This window comes from Vibrio inusitatus, from assembly GCA_024346935.1.
GTDB lineage: Bacteria > Pseudomonadota > Gammaproteobacteria > Enterobacterales > Vibrionaceae > Vibrio > Vibrio inusitatus.
Map to the genome: position 1 here is coordinate 1846171 of AP024878.1, position 19064 is coordinate 1865234.

Consider the following 19064-nt stretch of genomic DNA (forward strand, 5'->3'; position numbering starts at 1 on the left):
ACCCTAACGCGGGTGGCGCCTCTTGGATTTACCACTATGTCATCTCAAGTTGTGTTTAAACACAAGTGGCTACCCGTAGCCTTGATCGCTCCGCAGCTGATTATCACTTTAGTGTTTTTTATCTGGCCTGCAGGGCAGGCGGTTTTCCAATCCACTCAACTCGAAGATGCCTTTGGCATCAGTCGCGAGTTTGTGGGCTTGGAAAACTTTATTAGATTATTCAGTGATCAACTGTATTGGGACTCTTTTTCGACCACCATTATGTTTAGCGTATCTGTTGCTGTACTGGCTTTAGTATCAGCACTGGTGCTAGCGGCATTTGCAGAGCAAATTCTTCGTGGTGCGACTTTTTATAGAACGTTTCTGATCTGGCCGTACGCTGTCGCGCCCGTTGTCGCAGGTTCCCTATGGCTGTTTCTCTTTGATCCTACGATCGGCGTCATCACTGAGGTATTAAAAGCTTTGGGAGTGAATTGGAATCCGACTCTAAATGGAAATCATGCAATGTGGATGGTAGTGATTACGTCTACTTGGAAGCAGATCAGCTACAACTTTTTATTTTTCTTAGCTGCGTTGCAGTCTGTGCCTAAATCGCTACACGAAGCCGCTGCAATTGATGGAAGCGGACCGATCAAGCGCTTCACTAGTATCAGCTTTCCCCTTATTTCACCCACCAGCTTCTTCTTGCTAGTGGTTAATTTCGTATACGCCTTCTTCGACACCTTTGCCGTCATTCATGCTATGACGCAAGGGGGACCAAGTAACAGCACCTCAACGCTGGTTTATAAGGTCTATAACGATGGTTTCATTGGCCTAGATCTAGGCTCATCTGCAGCGCAGTCTGTGATATTGATGGCACTTGTTGCCCTGCTGACTGTGATTCAATTTAAATATGTAGAAAAGAAGGTGGCTTACTAATGGTAGAAAGACGACCGCTATTCAAACTCTTTTGTCACTTAGTCTTAATTCTCGGCATCATTTCCATCGCCCTGCCGGTATGGATTGCACTGGTGGCGACGACACATAGCAATACCGCGTTTGCAACCGGCACACCACTGTGGTTTGGAGATCTAGGTTTCAGTGTATTCACAGACCTATTGTCAGGCAAAGAGGCATACAACAACAGTACCCTGCCTATTCCACAAATGCTGCTGAACTCTTTTGTGATGGCAATGTGCATTACCATTGGCAAGCTGACTATTTCAATTTTATCAGCCTACGCTGTGGTGTTCTTTCGCTTTCCAGGAAGAATGCTCGCATTCTGGATGATTTTCTTCACCCTAATGTTGCCTGTAGAAGTGAGAATCATGCCTACCTTTGAGGTAGTGACCAATCTCAACATGCTCAATTCCTTCTACGGACTGACCATTCCATTGATTGCCAGTGCAACCGCCACGTTTTTGTTTAGGCAGTTTTTCCTCACTGTACCTAAAGAACTAGTAGAAGCTGCCCGCATTGACGGTGCAGGTCCTATCAAATTCTTTTTTGACATCTTACTGCCATTGTCGCGAACCAATATCGCAGCTCTGTTTGTGATTACCTTCATCTATGGCTGGAACCAATATCTATGGCCATTGCTCATCACGACTGACGCTAGCTATTACACCATTGTTATGGGTATCAAGCAGATGCTTGGCGTCGTCGATGGCGTGATTGAATGGAACAAGATCATGGCCACCACCATTATTGCCATGCTACCCCCTGTTATCGTTGTTATTGCGATGCAAAAAGCCTTTGTTAAAGGCCTAGTGGACTCGGAGAAATAAATTATGTCTACCCTAACTCTTTCAAATATCGCAAAGTGTTATCCAAACGGATATCAAGCAATCCATAGCCTTAACCTATCTATTGATGATGGTGAAATGGTTGTGCTCGTAGGTCCAAGTGGCTGTGGTAAATCTACCCTGCTTCGCATGCTCGCCGGCCTTGAAGAAATCTCAAGTGGCGAGCTCAGCATTGATGACAAGGTGGTCAATGACAGAGAGCCTGGCGAGCGTGATATTGCAATGGTCTTTCAAAACTACGCACTGTATCCCCATATGTCGGTCTACGACAACATGGCTTATGGACTGCGAAACCGAAAAACACCCAAGAAGGAAATCCATGAGTTAGTTACCCAAGCGGCAGAGATGCTTGAGCTTGCTCATTTACTAGACCGTAAGCCTAAACAGCTTTCTGGTGGACAACGGCAGCGCGTAGCAATGGGCCGTGCGATTGTTCGCAAGCCTAAAGTGTTCCTGTTTGATGAACCCCTATCTAACTTAGATGCTAAATTGCGTGTTCAAATGCGCTTAGAGATCAAACGTTTACAAAGAAGTCTCAATACAACTTCTGTCTACGTTACCCATGATCAAGTAGAAGCCATGACTCTAGCTGATAAACTGGTTGTATTGAACAAAGGCAATATTGAGCAGGTTGGCTCTCCATTAGAGATTTATGATGCCCCTGCCTCTTTATTTGTGGCGACCTTTATGGGCTCTCCCGCCATGAATATCTTAGACGGGCAGATCAGCGAATTTGGTATGCATGTTGCCGACTCACTGACGACTATAGCAACTGAAAATCTCGCGTTAGGACACGTTAAAGTTGGGCTGCGTCCCGAGCATCTATTGGTTGAGCAAGATAATCCGAAGTTCTCCGTTAAGGTCGAACTTATAGAGGCATTGGGCGCCGATCTCTTACTTTACTGCAACACGTTAGATGGCAATGAACAAAGACTCGTCGTTCGAGTTGATGGTCACGAAGACATTAAGCCAGGCGATGTATTAGGCCTCACGTTTAGCCACCAGAACTTGCATCTATTTGATTCAACCAGTGAAAAACGCCTAGAGTCCCCCTCTCTTCGAGAGTGTATAAAAGAGGTGGTTAATGCTTAATTCACTACACTCCATTAAGTTGCAGCAGTTGGCGAACATCGAGTGGCTACTCACTGACGTAGACGATACCTTAACGTGGGAAGGGCAACTTCCTGATGTCACCCTAAAAGCTCTCTACGATCTACAGGATGTCGGCATTAAAGTGGTTGCGGTCACTGGAGCGTGCGCCGGATGGTGCGATCAAATCGCGAAAGTCTGGCCCGTTCATGGTGCTATTGGAGAAAATGGCGCATTTTGGATGAGCCAAAACGAATCTGGCTTCGAGACGACCTCTAAGGTCCCTCTACCTCAAATGCATGCTCTGCAAGGTGAACTCAAAGTGGCTCTCGCCAACATATTGGAAGAGTATGACGGTATTGAGTTTGCAACAGATCAACCCTTTCGTTTTTGCGATGTCGCTATTAATCTCAGCCAAGACAGAGAACCAGTTAGTGAACACTTAGCGAAGGAGTTACTCACAAGAGCGAAGGCTTTGGTTATCGATGGTCACAATGTCAATGCGTCTCTTAGCTCTATTCATCTTAATGTATGGATCGGTGAACACAGTAAACGCATAACAAGTGAAGCCTACGTTAAGGCTCATTCTTCTTGTCGTAATATCGACCTAGATAAGCTGATTTATATCGGTGACTCTCAAAATGATGAAGCCATGTTCGCTTGGTTACCCACAACATTTGGCGTACGTAACATTCAAAAAGTGTTGCCTCAACTGACGCACAAACCAAGCGTACTGTTGGATAAAGACGGGGGATTTGGTTTTGCACAACTTGCGCGCACTATTATTGAAGCAAAACAAAGCCACATTGAAGAGCATTTATATCGCTCCGCTTGAGGTTTTTAGTCAAACAACAAAACAACTAGGCATAACACGATCATGAAGATGATCGGCGAAAAGAAACCAATAAGGAAATGTCGCGTTGGAGACCAAAGCAATAGTAATAATACGACAACCAGTAAGCTCAAAGCCGCATATCCCAGTTTATGAGTGACTATAGAGGATGCCGAAGTATGCCTGTCTAGACCAATGACTTAGGCTGACATCTGATATGCATTGATGTGATAAACACAAGAGTCTAGAGCGAGGAATGCTCTAGATTCTTGCAGTTTAGCTACTTTTCGTTTTTATAAATCTTTCCGTTTTGTTTGCGGCACTTCGTGATCATAATGTTCCCAATATACTCGCCATTGACATAACAGGGCAGCCAAGGTGTTGTGCCAGCAAACGAAGTTGAAACAAAACAAAGGCTCAACAAAGCGGTTAAAATAACAGTTCTCATCATTATTTCCTCGAAGCGACAATGACAACTGTTACGTTATACCCATACTTAAGTTCAAATTAGCCCAAGGATAAAGTAAGACTCCGTTAGAAATATACCTTAATCCCAGCCCTTGCTTCTAACTCAAGATCCATCTCATCCAAGTAGATTGCGGGAGTCAAATCTATATAAAAGCCAACAGGTTTAACTCTAAACTCCGCACCAATACCTGGAGTCACCGCAATATAATGTCTATCCCTATCCACATACTGGCCTCCAATGAAAAAATACATTGGCGTGCCTGAGACAGCAAAGGTCTTGTTCGCTCCAATACCAAATTGGTCATCTAAACTCACATTCATTCGAAAGCCATTGTGCGCTACATCCAAACCCCAAAAAGGCTTACCAACCGATACACCAATCCCAGTTTCAGCTTTAACACCCAATGACGCACACAGACCCACTGCCAACAAAAGACTTACTAATTTTTTCATACTACTTCCACTGCAACAATTTGCAGGGATAGTAAATCTTCAAAATGTGTAAGTTGTTAATGACAAAGAAAATTCACGGTTCTCTTACAGTTCTGTTTAGGATTTATTCTAGTTGAGACATAAGCCGGACAATCCAAAACTCAAGAACCTTAGAAGCTCTTGCAAATCAGGACCTATTCACTTTAAATACAGGTCCTAGCAAGCTTTTCTAAAGGATTCACTGTGTATCTAGTATTGTATTGCCACAACATTGGTATGACAGATTTTTCGTTTTTTGAGACGGAAGATTTTGATAAGGATGATGGCTATATCGTTCGCGGTAAGTGGCCCAACGAGCAGGCTTTTCGAGACTATCTGAACAAAGAATTCTCTGATCTTAGTGATTATCAGGTGCTTGATTTAATTGCGGAAGGTAAAGTAGCGGAAGACTACACGCAAGGTATGCTACTTGATCGTGTCAACGCTATACACTAGGACTATTGTTCTATTTTAAGCTCTAGAAATGCATATCAAGGATGACTATGTCAGGGTTAAAACGAGAGATCACATTGATTGGTGGCATAGGTCAGATGTCCACCACCCTGCTTGGTACTGGACTTTTTATGGTACCAGCTATCGCCGCCAGTATTGCCGGGCAAGATATGCTTTGGGCTTGGTGGTTACTTATCTTTGCGGTGTGCCCTATTGCCTTCACCTTTGCAGCTCTAGGTAAACGTTATCCTAATGCGGGAGGCGCATCTTACTTCGTAAAACAAGCTTTCGGCTCTCGCCTAGAAAAAGCCATTGCTCTACTGTTTATCAGTGTTATTCCCGTAGGTGTACCTGCTGCCATTGCCATTGCAGGAGGGTTTGCTCAACAATTCCTTCCTAACGTCCTAGCACAGCCCATCATCGCTCAACTACTGGTTGTCGTACTTCTGATGATAGTTAACTTTTCAGGGAGTAAAATATCCAGCCAATTTCAAACTGGTATTGCCCTTGGCATATTGGTACTGGTCGGCCTTTTTGTATGGTTTGGTGATATTTCCATTAGTGATGGTATTCCTACCTCGTCACCACTAGATAAGCTCCCCGAGCTTGGAAGTGCCGTTGCCGTCATGTTTTGGTGTTTTGTCGGAATCGAAGCCTTTGCACACATGGGCGAAGAATTTAAGCGACCGGAACGAGACTACCCTATCGCTATCTTGGTGGGTTGCCTCATCGCAGGAACCGTCTACTACCTATTTTCGATTGTTGTACTCAAGCATCAAGCGTTTGGAACACAAGAGCTCAATACCACCTCAGTCCCTTATCTTTCCAACTTACTGTTTGGACCGGGACTCACTTGGCTGATCAGTTTAACTGGCTTTTTGGCCTGCTTTGCCACCATTAATCTTTATACACAGAGCTTGGCTAGGATGCTTTGGTCATTGGCTCGAGAATATAAACCATCTAGCCCTATTGCTCGTATATCCACTAAAGGTATACCTAGCACTGCCACCATTATTGTTGGGGTAACATTGGCAATATCGTGTGTTTTTGGCGAGCTTTCAAATATCGATATTGAAGTGTTTTTGACCTTGGCCAATGGCATCTTTGTAGTGATTTACCTATTCGCTATGCTCAGTGCTGTAAAACTACTGCAAGGTAAAGGTCGAGCTCTCGCGATATTTTCGACTCTTTTGTGTGTCCTTGTATTATTTTCTATAGGGCTTGCCATGAGCTATGCCATTATTCTTTTAGTATTAATCTGGCTATTAATACCAAAATTTAAGAGCAAAAATATCACAGGTTAACGCCTCTATTCACAGATCTCTTATGTGCCTTACAGGTCAATGCCACAGCGATTAATTAGAACAAAGTAAATAGCTGATCAGGCTCTTACCATCTAGCGCGATTTCGCTTGTCCACTTTGATTCATTCCGTTAACCAAACCACCCAGCTCCCCTTTATTTCCCTTATGTAGACCAAGATATGAGGATTAAGTCCTTCAAACGCGATTGTACTAATCCGCTTCATTATTAAAAAATCCGCTTCGTACTTTTAACGTTCAACAAGATTTAAAAGTCCTATAAAAATAAATAGTTAACGCTATTTGAAAATAATAATGAATGACTCCCATGAATATTACATGAGTGTTTTTACGAAAAGGAAATATTGGTTTTATTATGAAATTAAAACTATCAGTTATCGCAGTGTCTAGCATCTTCGCCTCCACTTTCGCTTCAGCAGCCACCGTTTATCAGAGCGATGATACTATTTTAAACTTTGGCGGCCGCGCTGAAGTTAGAGGCAACTTCTCTGATGCCAACAAAACCGACGACAACGGTCGTGCCTATTCTGATGCGTCTCGCGTTCGTCTTAGTGTTGATGGTACTCAAAAGCTAAATGAAGATATCGCTTTTTTTGGTAAATATGAATTCGAACTGACTGAAAATGACGATGGCCTTAAAGACGATGTAGCTGTTAACACTCGTTTCTTATATGCCGGTGTAGAAACCAACATGGGTAACTTCTACTACGGACATCAGAACAACGCAGTGACATACCTAACGGATTGGACCGATGCTGCAGAAACCTACAGTGGCTACATTAACGAATATACTGTCGCTACAGCAGATAGAGCTAAAAACGTACTACGCTATGAGTGGACGACAAGCTCAGGTCTGACAGTACAAGTAGACGGTAACTTTAATTCAGACAGCGAATCTGCAAAAAGTAATGGTTACGGCGCTGTTGTTGCCTATGCGCTACCTTTTGGTCTAGATATTGGTGTAGGTTACGCCGCAAGTGATGAGACGTACGGTAACGGCAATGATACTGATACCACCGATGCGTTTATGGCAGCAGCAAAATACACCCATGAAAACGGCCTTTGGGTAGCTGCGCTATATCAAGGCGGTACTATTTCTACAGCCACAACAAATAATCAGTTTGTCAAAGGCTCTGATTACAATGCTGCAGATGCTTACTTAGGTTATGCATTTGGCGAAAACAACGTGAATCTAACTTACAGCTACTTCCATGCAGAAGATACCAAAGATCTTGATATTAATTTCGTTGGTATCGAATACGCACGTTACATGGGTGATGTAGCCTTTTTCGGTAGCTACAAGATCAATCTACTTGACGAAGGTCAAGGTGGCATCGGTGACAACGACCAAGATGAAGTAATGCTAGGTATGCGTTACAGCTTCTAAGTGGCTTTGCGAAGAGCCCTACAAAATATGTAAGGCTCTTCCCATCACTTAACGAAAGCAACACTTCCGAATCACTCTTTCACTCTATCCTTAATATGCAATGACCCTAAAATTCATTTCGATTAAATTAAAAACTCTACACTATCAAAGCAATAACCGGTGACATAAGGACCGTTGCGACACCTGAAAACAACATAATTAAACTTGCGATGGTGCCTGCTTTAGAATGGATACCGTAGGCAATCGCCGTACCAGAACCATGAGCACAAGCACCAAGCCCCGCTCCTTTACCATGACGTGAGCGAACTCGAAACAAGCTCAACATGCTCTCTCCTACCACAATACCCACAATACCGGTCATAACGACAAAAATTGCCGTGAGGTCAGGTTGACCACCTATCGCTTTAGAAGCCACCACCGCGAAAGGCGTAGTAATTGAACGAACCGCAAGGCTTTTCTGAAGCAATTCAGAAAGATGTAACCCTTTGCTCAACAATATGGTGCTGAGCAATGCCGCAACAACGGCAACAACAACACCTATAGAAATCGATAGCCAATGATGTTTGATCAATCTTTTGTTTTCATACACTGGAATAGCAAAGGCGACAGTGGCAGGCCCTAACATCCAAATTAACCAATGGGATTCTTGAATGTAGTCTTGATAACTGATATCCACTATTAAAAGCATCGCAACAATCAACACAGGTACAGAGACCAAAGGAATTAGCCACACCTTTTTGAATCGACCATGCAATGATTTTGTGCAGTAGTACCCAAGTACCGTGAAAATAAAGCAGAAGATAGCGAGATAGGTGTGCATTATCGATTTCCTCTTAATTTTTTAAGTTCATAACGATAAACAACATCAACCACTATTGCCGTCACCGAAAGAACAAAAATAGTACTCACACCAATGACCAGCGCAATCTTCAACCCTTGGTGCTGAAATAGACTTCGATAATTGACAATAGCGATAACCGCTGGAATGAAAAACAGCAGCATTTCGGCAATCAACCAGTTCGAACCCGCTTTGAGCCACTGCACCTTAACCACTTTGGTAAACAGCAACAGTAATAGAAAGAACATTCCAAACACATTCGATGGCAAAGGAATATGCCAAGCCGTTACAAACCAATCAGAAAATAGCCAGATAAAGCACAAGATCATAACTTGCCCGATAGTGATACCAATGTGTTTTAGTTTTAAAATGTTCATTGCAAAATACTTAATCTCTTTTGTTAGTTGAATTATCAAAGATTACTCAACTAAACTCCAATGAATAAAATACCAACAAAGTATTCCAAAAAGGAATGTAGAAATGACAATGAAAGAGCTTCAGTACTTTGTCACTCTTGTTCACACTAAAAGCTTTACTAAGGCCTCAGAGCAGCTTTTTGTTACTCAGCCGACCATTAGCAAGGCTCTCAAGTCTCTAGAGAGTGCATATGCACAAGCGCTGATCTATCGCAACGGCAGGGAGTTAACCTTAACGGATGCCGGTGAAATCGTATTCCAGTATGCGCAGTCGATACTCTTTCAACAAAAAGAGCTAGAGGTGCGACTCAGCGACTTGCAACAGCTAAAGCAGGGCAAGATCACTTTAGGTATCCCGCCAATGGTGGGTCATTTATATACTCACCTCATTCAAGAATTCTCCCTTCAATATCCAAACATTGAAGTGTCTATTGTAGAAAATGGCAGTCGCAAGCTAGAAGGTGCTGTATTAGAGGGAAAGATTGATATTTCAATCACCATGTTAACCAAACCCGATTCTCGATTTAATAGCTGGCCAATTGGCAACTATCCCATCCTTGCTGTACTGCCTAACACTCAGCAATGGAGCGATAGAAAGGAACTCGATATTGTTGAACTCAAGGAGTTACCGTTTTATCTCTATAATCCCGAGTTTATTATTTCGGAGGTGATTACTGAGATGTGTCTCGAGCATGGGTTCTCGCCTAAGATTGGTGTAAGAAGCAGTCAATGGGACTTTCTTGCCGCTATGGTAAAAAGTGGAATGGGCGTCAGTTTTATGCCAGAGCCTATCTGTAGGCGATTAAACAACCAAGATTATTGTTTTGTTCCTATAAAACAAAATATTCGATGGGAGCTCGCGGCCATCTGGAGCAAAGAACATTACGTGTCTAAAGCCAGTGAAGCTATGTTGAACGTTATTCGCAACACCAACAAATTAGGCACAAACTCACCCAATGTTTCTGCTTGATCTTAGTGCCGTTCTTTAGAGTACAATTCAACACAGCAAACATGTTTTAACTATAAAAAGGATATCAATGGATTCCATTACTCAGGCTGCGCTAGGCGCAACCATTGCTGGCGCTGTTGCAGGCAAACAATGTAACGCAAAGGTACTACTGGTTGGCGCAGCCCTTGGCACACTGCCTGATCTTGATGTAGTGCTCGATTATGGGGACGCTGTAAGCAACACCATCAAACATCGCGGGTTCTCGCATTCACTGTTACTGCTACCTCCTTTTGCGCTGTTATTGTCTTGGCTTTATTGTCGATTTCGTCCCGATGCTTTCTGGAATTTCAAACGAGTATCTGTGCTCACCCTGAGTGTACTGGTTACTCACACACTCCTAGACGCTATGACCACTTATGGGACACAGCTTATTTGGCCGTTCGAAGGTTACTTTGAACTTCGCAATATCTTCATCATCGACCCGCTCTATACCGTGCCTCTCTTGATTGCCATTATTGTTGCTCTATTTTCAAATGCAAACGGTGCCAAGTGGTGTCAAAGCGTGTTGGTACTCTCCACACTATACCTAGGTTGGGGTTTTACCGCGCAGCAATACATTGCAAACCGAGTAGACCAAAACCTAGCCCAGCAAGGACTACCAAACAAGCAGGTCATGATCACTCCTACTCCCTTCAACACCGTTCTTTGGCGAATTGTAGTTATGGATGAGCACTACTATTGGGAAGGATTGGCGTCATTGCTAGACGAAGATAAGGACATAGAGTTTATTGCACGCCCGAAAGGCGCATGGCCTCTGGAAGAAAAGCCAGACACATTAAGAGGGCTCAAAGCGTTCTCTCATAATTATTTAAACTACCGTGAAGAGAACGATGAGTTAATTGTTTCAGACTTACGACTTGGCATGGCCAACAACCTTGCGTTTGAGTTTATCTATGCCAAACGTGATGACTCTGGAGATTGGGTATTGATCGATGCGCCGAAACGCTTCCCCAGTCCGAGAGGATTTGAGCATCTAAATACCTTGTGGGAGCGACTAATGGGTGACCAATCTATCGATGCAAATCTGACGAAGCAGACGCTAGGTTACAATCGATGACTAAAACTAATTCTGCGTTACTTATAGAGTCGTTTATTAATCACGAAGAATACCCGCATCTATATAACGTATTTGCCAAGGCTAAAACCTACTCACTAGAAGCAGGACAACATTTGTTTCGACAAGGTGACATTCCCAATCAACTAGCTCTGTCAATCACCGGTGAGGTCGAAGTCTCTTATATCGATGAAGAAGGCAACTATGTGATCATTGAGAAATGTTCTGCCGGTTTTTGGTTTGGGGATGCCGCTTTTGTGGATGGTGGAGCCCTTCCTTATTCAGCAGTCGCACTGACAGATGTCAGTGTTATCGGTATTCCTCATTCCCATATACGAACGGAGCCGTACCTTCTTAACGAAGTTTATCGGTTTGTTGCCCACTCCATTGTTGCTCGTTTACGAATTATGTATGGCAAGTTTGATAATCTCGCCACACGCCCATTAAGCGAACGTCTCATCGACCGAATAAAACAACTGAGTGGCAACGACCAAATAGTGCAAATATCTCACGATGACCTTGCTTCTTACTTGGGAGTCAGCCGCCACAAGGTATCACGTGCGATGAAAGCACTTGATCAACAAGGTGTGATTAAGCAAAGCTATCGAAAAGTAAAAATAATTCGCTAGATTTCGCACTATGCGAAATCTTAGTTATTTGTGACGGTTACTATAGCGCCTCGTTGTTAGCAACGGCGTCTCATTATTCGTTTAGTAATCAAGGTATCGCAAATGAAACACACTGTATTATCGCTCACTATCTCTGCTATTTTCTCTACAGTTAGCTTTACTGCTATCGCTTCAACTTCATCTGCACCTCAGACAGAAACACAAGCCATTAATGTGGATGAAAAACGTTTTAACCGACGCGCTCTTGAAGCAGGAATCTGGATAATGCCTCAGGTGATGTATGAGCGAATGGCACAAGTGGCTTTTGATACTTTTGGTAACGAAGACAAACGCAACAACACTATCTACTACTACGAACGTCCAATGACTGCTGAAGCCGCTATGGTAACGGGAAACAACAACTCTCCTTATGTTCATACTTATCACAACATTGCTGATGGCCCTGTTGTGGTAGAGATCCCACCGGCAACAGATAGCAACGCATTCTTTGGTACTTTTCTGACGTCTTGGCACCAGCCGATTTTGGATGTGGGTCCAGGCGGAGAAGACAAAGGTAATGGTGGAAAATATTTGATTGTCCCTGAAGGTTATGAAGGCAATACCGACGGTTATATAGTGGTTGAGCAACCGACCGATCGTGGTTATATCTCTATTCGCTCACTAACAGAAACCACATCAGAAAAAGACATGAAAGGTCACTCTGAGTACGTCCAAAAAATGAAGATCTATCCTCTAAATTCAGAGCCAACTACAGAGTTTGTTACTTTAGACAATGTTCAATATGACGGTCATATTAAGTGGGATATGTCATTCTGGGAATCGGCCAATAAAGCGATTCAAGAAGAGCGTATCAAGGCTGATGAAAAAGCTTTCTACGGAATGATGAAAATGATCGGTTTCGAAAAAGGAAAAGCGTTCGAGCCAACGACTGACCAAATCATCATGTTAAATGCTGCAATTGTTGAACTAAAAGATGAGATGAAGCATGACTTTACCTATTATGCACCGCGTCTATGGGGTGAAGCTTCTCAGTGGACCATCCCTGTAAACCAAGAGATGATGACCACTAATGCTACTTATGTAGATGCCAATTGGAACGATTACTCCGGTCGAGGAACTACGTTTACTTATTACTTTGCACCGCCAGCGTCACTTGCTGAGTCTAAATCAACGACCTACATCAAAGGTGTTTTAGATAGCAAAGGTCAGCCACTCTCTGGTGATCATGACTATAAAATACACATTAGAGATTCGAGTGAGGTGCCCGCTGAACGATTCTACTCATTCTTGACCTATTCAATGGAAACAGGCGCTTACTTAAAGGGCACGGGTACCGAAATTGGTATTGCATCAAATCAATCTGATTTTCAAATTAACCCAGATGGTTCTGTTGATATTCACTGGTCAGCAAACTGTACTGAAACAATGACCAATTGCATGCCACTCAATGCAGGTGAAGAATGGTTCTCATTATTCCGCATGTACGGTCCAAGTGAACAGTGGTACACATTTGTACCACCGTCAATTGAGCGTATTAACTAATAAAAACAATGCACTGGCTAGGTGCTTAAAAAAAAGCCGAGTCTTATGACTCGGCTTTCTAACATCTGCACAGTGCCTAGGAAGTTGCCATATTTGCAGATATATCTTCCGAGATGATCGCATTAAACGTCATCCTTGATTCTTGAGCTTGCTCTGACATGGCTAGCTTCTTCTCTTTTGCCGCTACCAGGTCGTCCATCAGTCGCTGCAATTCAGCTTGCATCTCTAGAGGTAGAGAGTTTGCTGCACAATGAGCATTGCTGTGATGCTCCAATGCATAAGCACGAATCTGCTTGCGCATACTCATCAAGCTAGTCATCGCCTCACGTTCTCCTTCTGCCGCTTGTTGAGCTAAATCTTTGAAGCGCTCAAATTGGGCCAGTGCCATACCTTCTGCTGACCATGGATCAATTTCGGGAAGATCTTCGATATTGATAGTGGGTTCTTCATACTCTGGCTGATGTCTGATATCTAGTGTCGCTGCGCGTACAAAAGAAACCATTAACATAACAGAGATAGCCAATAGTGGTAGACCACCGACAATGGCGGCAGTTTGCAGGGTCGATAAACCGCCCATAAACATCAACACAGTCGGTAGGAATGACAAAGTAAAAGCCCAAAACAAACGGTTCCAACGCATTGGCTCTTCAGTCACATTATTTTGCACCACAGACGCTAGGATATAAGAGATAGAATCAAATGAGGTAGCAGTAAAGACGATGCACAGCAACGTAAAAACCCCAATAACCATGGTACCCATGGGTAAAGTGTCTAAAGTTGCAAAGATCGCCGCTGGAGCACCTGAATCATTGAGGATACTGACCACATCAAGCTCACCAGTAAGCTGCAAAGATAATCCATAGTTACCCAGAACGATAAAGAATAGGAAGCAGCCCAAAGAACCATAAAAAATAGAACCTACTACCATTTGCTTGATCGTTCTGCCGCGAGAGATGCGTGCAATGAACAACCCCATGCAAGGCGCAAACACTAACCACCAAGCCCAGTAGAAAATAGTCCAGTCTTGCGGAAAGTGAGTGTCAGTAAATTCACCATAACCACCAAAAGGTTCCGCCCAAGAAGCCATCATAAAGAAGTTCGATAGCATTCGACCAATAGAATCTAAGCCTGTTTCCAAGATGAACACAGTAGGCCCTGCGACTAACACAAACAGAAGTAGTCCCATTGCACCCCAGAAATTAATGTTGCTCAAAAACTTAATGCCTTTCTCCAGTCCTGCGTAAGCTGAGTAACCAAAAATAGCGGTACACAAAAGTAAAACAGCTACCTGGCTTAGCGTATTATTAGGAATACCAAAGATATGATGTAAACCACCATTAATAAGCGGTGCAGCTAAACCTAAAGTTGTGGCAGCACCGCCGAGCATGCCAAAGATAAACAACACATCGATGAACTTACCGATACTGCCATTAGCTCGCTTTTCGCCTAATACTGGCATCAAAGCGCTAGAAATCTTTAATACTGGTTGCTTGCGAACGTAGTAGAAGTAGGCAATCGGCAGAGCAGGAATAAGATAGATAGACCATGCAATGGGTCCCCAGTGAAAAAGACCATAAGTAGCCGCCCAGCGTATAGCTTCTTCGCTTCCTGCTTGAAGTTGAAAAGGAGGCGTTTGATAGTAATAAGCCCATTCAATACAGCCCCAATATAGAATGCTAGCACCAATACCACCGCAAAATAGCATTGCAGCCCAAGACGCATTGCTAAATTCGGGCAACTCATCAGCGTCCCCGAGTTTTATCTGCCCAAGATCACTAAAGATGGTGTAGATCATAAAGCACATAGCGGCTATACCAAGCGCAAGGTATAAAACACCAAGCTTATCTGTCATAAATGACTTGGCACACGCTATCCAGTCCGCACCTTGAACAGGAAACAGTATGAGAGGAACAACCACACTCAACAGTAAAAATAAAGCGCCAAAGAAAGTTGGCTTATCGATAAGAGAGAACGACTTTTGCATTGCAAATACCCTAATAAAATCAAAGGGCATAGTCTCTTGCCCTTTGATTTTTAACAATTCAGGCTATTTGTCGTGACGATTAAGTCTCTTGATTGAGCTTAAACACAAAGGCTAGGATTAGGCAGGTACATTTTTCTCATTAAAGTTAAGGTGTTGCTTTGTCTTAAGCGTCACGATAAAACAAATGACACAGACACTCCAGACTACCCCCTTTAGAATCACCGAATTTAAATCATCTACAGGGTGGTCTGAGCGAATTTGTACGCCGCGCAGGTAAGCCTCTAAGTGAGCAAAAAAAGGGACAAGCATTCCGCCTGCGGCATACCCCCATGCACCAACCATAAACTTGTAGGCATTCTTGCTTCTCTTTGACCACAAGAGTGCAGCCACAAGTAATAATACCCCGCACACATAATCTTCAATCATAGTAGTAGCATTGATAGAAAAATATCCTATTCCTCGGCGTAGGGTTTCACCAGCAATAAACACCAAGCTAAAAAGATAAGTCACTATTGATACAACTTTCATTTATTCATACCTCTACATTAATTTAACGAGAATGCTTGTACCAATCACAGTAAGTAAATGGTCTCTGATTTAAAGATAACTATAGGGCAACCTTGGTATTCATGAGAATTATTTTACACAATAACAACTATTCACTTTTGATATGGTGCATGACATTACTTCGGTCAAACATCGCTTCTTTACTTCGTTTTTTTAAAAGCTATAGATATCAGAGCTAGTTAAACAAGTTCTTGAAAAAGTTTGTTATTTCATCCCCAACACATCCAGAAGAAGTATATTGACTGGCGCCCCATATAGGCAAACTGACTGAGCCACGACCGCAACTTGCCGACAACTTACCTTTCCCTCGGCGGCTAAAATTAACCATCTCTACATCATCAGAAAAATGAGGGCTAATTTTTATCGCGCCACGCTGTGTGATGTAATGTTGATATACCGACAACGCCCCTGTTGCACCGGTAAGCTTTGTATTGCCATTATCCCCTCTTCCAAGCCAAATAGTGACGAGCTCACGCCCATCGACGCCCACATACCAACTATCTCGGTTGTTATTAGTGGTTCCTGTTTTCCCTGCAAGCTGATACTGAGTGCCTAAAGAACCCAAAGATTTAGCCGTACCTTCTTGGACAACGCCCTGCATTGCTGCCACCGTCAAATCCGCAGCTTGCTCAGCTGTAACCTGCACTGGAGTAAGTTCGTGCTGATACAATAACTTGCTCTTTGCATCAACGACCGTGTTAATAAGATACGTCTGTTGCCGCTTACCGTGGTTTGCGATAGGTTGATATAGCGCTCCTACCTCGAGCGGCGTCATCTCAAAAGCCCCAAGCAACATGGACGGAAGAGGCGTCACCTCACTATCCAGCCCACCCAGCTGGTTAATAAAATCAGCTACATTCTCCAATCCCAAGTCTACACCTAGGTTAACGATGGGAACATTAAGGGAGTGAGCAAGAGAAGAGTACAGGGACACTTCTCCCCAAAATTCTCGGCTGTAATTGCGAGGTTGCCATTTATCTCCGTTGGATTGCGTAATGGTAAGTGGCTTATCTTCTAGAACACTGGCGAGGTTATATTTCTCGGGAGTGCGGAGTGCTGCCATAGTTACTGCAGGTTTTATCACTGAGCCCACCTGTCGTTTACCGTGGCGCACATAGTTAAAACCTGCAAAACTAGGATTACGATTACCTACGATCGCGCGAATCGCCCCGTCACTGTAATCCAGACTAATAAACGCCGCCTCCAATTCGACACCCGCTTTAGCATCTAATGCTGGCAGTGTTGATAAAAGACTGCTTTCGGCTTTTGCTTGAGATACTGGGTCAAGGGTCGTGAATATACGTGAGCCTTTAATGTTGTGACTGGGTAGCCGCGCTTCTAATTCGTAGGAAACGTGATCAAAATAAGCTGGGCGACTTAAGGTAATATGACCGCGCACTTGAATATCAAGCTCCCGTACAATCGCAGCTTCATATTCACTTTGCTCTAAATGTCCGTCATCAGCCAATAACTTAAGCACGGTATCACGCCTTGCTTTAGCGCGCTCAGGGAACCGCCACGGGTTATAATAAGAAGGGCCTTTTATCAAAGCCACCAGCAAGGCTTGCTGATCTATTCTTAGTTCCTGTAGAGGTCGATTGAAATAAAACTGGGCACCTAATTCAAAGCCATGAATCGCATCTCGCCCTTGTTGACCTAGGTAAATCTGATTCACATAGCCGTCAAGAATATCATCTTTGGTATAACGAGAATCTATAAGCACTGCCATATAGGCTTCTCGTATTTTTCGACTCCAACTGCGCTCACTGCTAAGAAACAGATTCTTAGTCAATTGTTGAGTCAAAGTGCTACCACCTTGCACGGTTCGTCCCGCTTTAATGTTAGTAAAAAATGCCCTAGCTATGGCTGTGACTGAGATACCATCATGCTCGAAAAACGCCCTATCCTCTGTTAAAAGTAGTGCTTTCACCACACCTTCAGGCATATCTTTCCAAGATTGATAGAGTCGATGTTGATTACCATCCTCCCCTATTAAACCCATCATCTTAGGTTCAAGTTGAAACACACCTAATCCCATACCGCTATCAACATCAATCATCGATTGAATATGTGAACGACTAAACGTCAGCTTCACCCGTTGCAGATCGCGAAAACCATCAGCGAATTCAAATGGACGGCGCACCAGAGTAATGCTATTCCCTGCAACACTATATTCACCACTGTGTGTCGGCTTCTTCACTAATTGATAGTTAAGGGTTTTGAGTTCATCGACGACTTCTTTGTGTTTCATCGCCAAGTCAATATTGAGAGTCATTGGTCGAGCATAGACCACAGTCGGTAATTCAAATAAGGGACCAGAAAAGCGTTGCTCTACCATTGAAGAAACGCTGTAGTGAAATATCCCCCAGCTGATTACTATTAAAAATAAAACACACCCAATAAGTTTTTTGGGTGACAAGCGCTTTCTATCCTTGTTGGAGGCAGTGTTGGTCATGTTTCTATGCTATCGATTTCAGTCTCGGCGCAACATACTTACCCTACAAAAAGGAATGTCAGAATGGAGTTAAAACCCTCTGTTTCGCTTTATTTATTACTTTTAACGATCAGCAACTCATCGCAGAAAAACACCTCAAATGAAACGTTATCATAAGCATAATTTTTGATAATTTTAATTAATTACAGTTTCTCCATATACTCTCTCCATCGACGCAAAACACGAAACTAATTACTAAGAGATTGGAGCAGATTATGAAAATGAATCACGTAGGTATCATGGTTGGCGATATGGACAAAGCGGTTGAATTTTACACCAAAGCGCTAGGCCTAAAAATCGTTATGAACAACACTAAAGTTATTGAAGAGCGCGAAACCGCTATCGGTCGTATGTGTATCGCTGTATTCGGCGAAGGCTTTAAAGGCTTTAACATCGCGCATCTAGTGACTTCAGATGGTATCGGCGTTGAGATGTTTGAAATGAAAGAGCGTCAAGAGCGTCACGAAGTTGACTTCTCTCGCCTAGGCATCTTCCACTTCTGTCTACAAACTGATGACTTTGCAGGCGCTATCGCTCGCACAGAACAGTACGGCGGTAAGGTGCGTATGGACATCATGCGCTACCACCCAGAAGACGATAACAAGCCTCAAAAAATGGTGTACCTAGAAGACCCGTTTGGTAACTTGTTTGAGCTTTACTCACACACTTATGAAGAAACTTACGCGTCTGATTACTCTTAATCTAAAGCATAAGTTGAATATTAAA

At 43.2% G+C, this 19064-nt stretch carries 18 protein-coding genes; 12 read left to right on the forward strand and 6 right to left on the reverse strand.

Annotation, left to right across the window (positions count from 1 at the left end):
* The first annotated feature begins 36 nt into the window (after positions 1 to 36).
* From ugpA to OCU48_RS08505, 4 genes are read left to right on the forward strand one after another with little or no spacing between them, the layout of a single operon-like run.
* Entirely contained in the window at positions 37 to 918 is an 882-nt protein-coding gene (gene ugpA / locus OCU48_RS08490; RefSeq protein WP_141344168.1) for a sn-glycerol-3-phosphate ABC transporter permease UgpA, read from the forward strand.
* A complete protein-coding gene (gene ugpE, locus OCU48_RS08495) occupies positions 918 to 1766 on the forward strand; it encodes a sn-glycerol-3-phosphate ABC transporter permease UgpE (protein ID WP_141344169.1) in 849 nt (282 codons plus the stop codon). The genes ugpA and ugpE overlap by 1 nt, the downstream gene beginning before the upstream one ends.
* A gap of 3 nt (positions 1767 to 1769) precedes the next feature.
* Entirely contained in the window at positions 1770 to 2876 is a 1107-nt protein-coding gene (locus tag OCU48_RS08500; RefSeq protein WP_141344170.1) for a sn-glycerol-3-phosphate import ATP-binding protein UgpC, read from the forward strand.
* Positions 2869 to 3708 (forward strand): HAD-IIB family hydrolase, encoded by an 840-nt coding sequence (locus OCU48_RS08505; protein ID WP_141344171.1) that lies wholly within the window; start codon positions 2869 to 2871, stop codon positions 3706 to 3708. The genes OCU48_RS08500 and OCU48_RS08505 overlap by 8 nt, the downstream gene beginning before the upstream one ends.
* A gap of 531 nt (positions 3709 to 4239) precedes the next feature.
* Here OCU48_RS08505 and OCU48_RS08510 read toward each other — a convergent pair.
* The gene (locus tag OCU48_RS08510; protein ID WP_141344172.1) at positions 4240 to 4626 is read right to left on the reverse strand and encodes a hypothetical protein; all 387 of its coding nucleotides are present in this window, start codon (positions 4624 to 4626) and stop codon (positions 4240 to 4242) included.
* Positions 4627 to 4848: 222 nt separating this feature from the next.
* On the opposite strand from OCU48_RS08510, the gene OCU48_RS08515 reads away from it, so the two are divergent.
* The 3 genes from OCU48_RS08515 to OCU48_RS08525 all read left to right on the forward strand — a co-directional run bounded on the left by OCU48_RS08515 (position 4849) and on the right by OCU48_RS08525 (position 7805).
* Positions 4849 to 5100, forward strand: a complete 252-nt coding sequence (locus OCU48_RS08515) for a hypothetical protein (RefSeq protein WP_141344173.1) — start codon at positions 4849 to 4851, stop codon at positions 5098 to 5100.
* A gap of 47 nt (positions 5101 to 5147) precedes the next feature.
* Complete coding sequence (yjeH, locus tag OCU48_RS08520; RefSeq protein ID WP_141344174.1) at positions 5148 to 6401, forward strand: L-methionine/branched-chain amino acid transporter; 1254 nt, start codon at positions 5148 to 5150, stop codon at positions 6399 to 6401.
* 372 nt (positions 6402 to 6773) lie between these two features.
* Entirely contained in the window at positions 6774 to 7805 is a 1032-nt protein-coding gene (locus OCU48_RS08525) for a porin (protein WP_141344175.1), read from the forward strand.
* Positions 7806 to 7941: 136 nt separating this feature from the next.
* Here the strand turns inward: OCU48_RS08525 and OCU48_RS08530 are convergent, their stop codons facing one another.
* Entirely contained in the window at positions 7942 to 8628 is a 687-nt protein-coding gene (locus tag OCU48_RS08530; protein ID WP_208727096.1) for an LrgB family protein, read from the reverse strand.
* The gene (locus tag OCU48_RS08535) at positions 8625 to 9020 is read right to left on the reverse strand and encodes a CidA/LrgA family protein (RefSeq protein WP_141344177.1); all 396 of its coding nucleotides are present in this window, start codon (positions 9018 to 9020) and stop codon (positions 8625 to 8627) included. Before OCU48_RS08535 ends, OCU48_RS08530 begins: the two co-directional genes overlap by 4 nt.
* A 103-nt stretch (positions 9021 to 9123) precedes the next feature.
* Between OCU48_RS08535 and OCU48_RS08540 the strand changes: the two genes are divergently transcribed.
* From OCU48_RS08540 to OCU48_RS08555, 4 genes are all read left to right on the forward strand, one after another.
* Positions 9124 to 10029, forward strand: coding sequence for a LysR family transcriptional regulator (locus tag OCU48_RS08540; protein WP_141344178.1), 906 nt, complete (start codon positions 9124 to 9126; stop codon positions 10027 to 10029).
* 67 nt (positions 10030 to 10096) lie between these two features.
* A complete protein-coding gene (locus OCU48_RS08545) occupies positions 10097 to 11125 on the forward strand; it encodes a metal-dependent hydrolase (RefSeq protein WP_141344179.1) in 1029 nt (342 codons plus the stop codon).
* Positions 11122 to 11751 (forward strand): Crp/Fnr family transcriptional regulator, encoded by a 630-nt coding sequence (locus OCU48_RS08550; protein WP_141344180.1) that lies wholly within the window; start codon positions 11122 to 11124, stop codon positions 11749 to 11751. Before OCU48_RS08545 ends, OCU48_RS08550 begins: the two co-directional genes overlap by 4 nt.
* 102 nt (positions 11752 to 11853) lie before the next feature.
* Positions 11854 to 13293: a DUF1254 domain-containing protein gene (locus OCU48_RS08555; RefSeq protein ID WP_141344181.1), complete on the forward strand. Its 1440-nt coding sequence runs from the start codon at positions 11854 to 11856 to the stop codon at positions 13291 to 13293.
* A 76-nt stretch (positions 13294 to 13369) separates the two neighbouring features.
* Here the strand turns inward: OCU48_RS08555 and OCU48_RS08560 are convergent, their stop codons facing one another.
* The 3 genes from OCU48_RS08560 to mrcB form a co-directional block, all read right to left on the reverse strand.
* A complete protein-coding gene (locus OCU48_RS08560; RefSeq protein WP_141344182.1) occupies positions 13370 to 15277 on the reverse strand; it encodes a BCCT family transporter in 1908 nt (635 codons plus the stop codon).
* A gap of 117 nt (positions 15278 to 15394) precedes the next feature.
* Positions 15395 to 15805 carry a hypothetical protein gene (locus OCU48_RS08565; RefSeq protein WP_141344183.1) on the reverse strand — a complete coding sequence of 137 codons (411 nt, stop codon included), beginning with the start codon at positions 15803 to 15805 and terminating at the stop codon, positions 15395 to 15397.
* Positions 15806 to 16019: 214 nt separating this feature from the next.
* Entirely contained in the window at positions 16020 to 18299 is a 2280-nt protein-coding gene (gene mrcB / locus OCU48_RS08570) for a penicillin-binding protein 1B (RefSeq protein WP_141344184.1), read from the reverse strand.
* 254 nt (positions 18300 to 18553) lie between these two features.
* Between mrcB and OCU48_RS08575 the strand changes: the two genes are divergently transcribed.
* Positions 18554 to 19039: a VOC family protein gene (locus tag OCU48_RS08575; protein ID WP_141344185.1), complete on the forward strand. Its 486-nt coding sequence runs from the start codon at positions 18554 to 18556 to the stop codon at positions 19037 to 19039.
* The last annotated feature ends 25 nt before the right edge of the window (positions 19040 to 19064 follow it).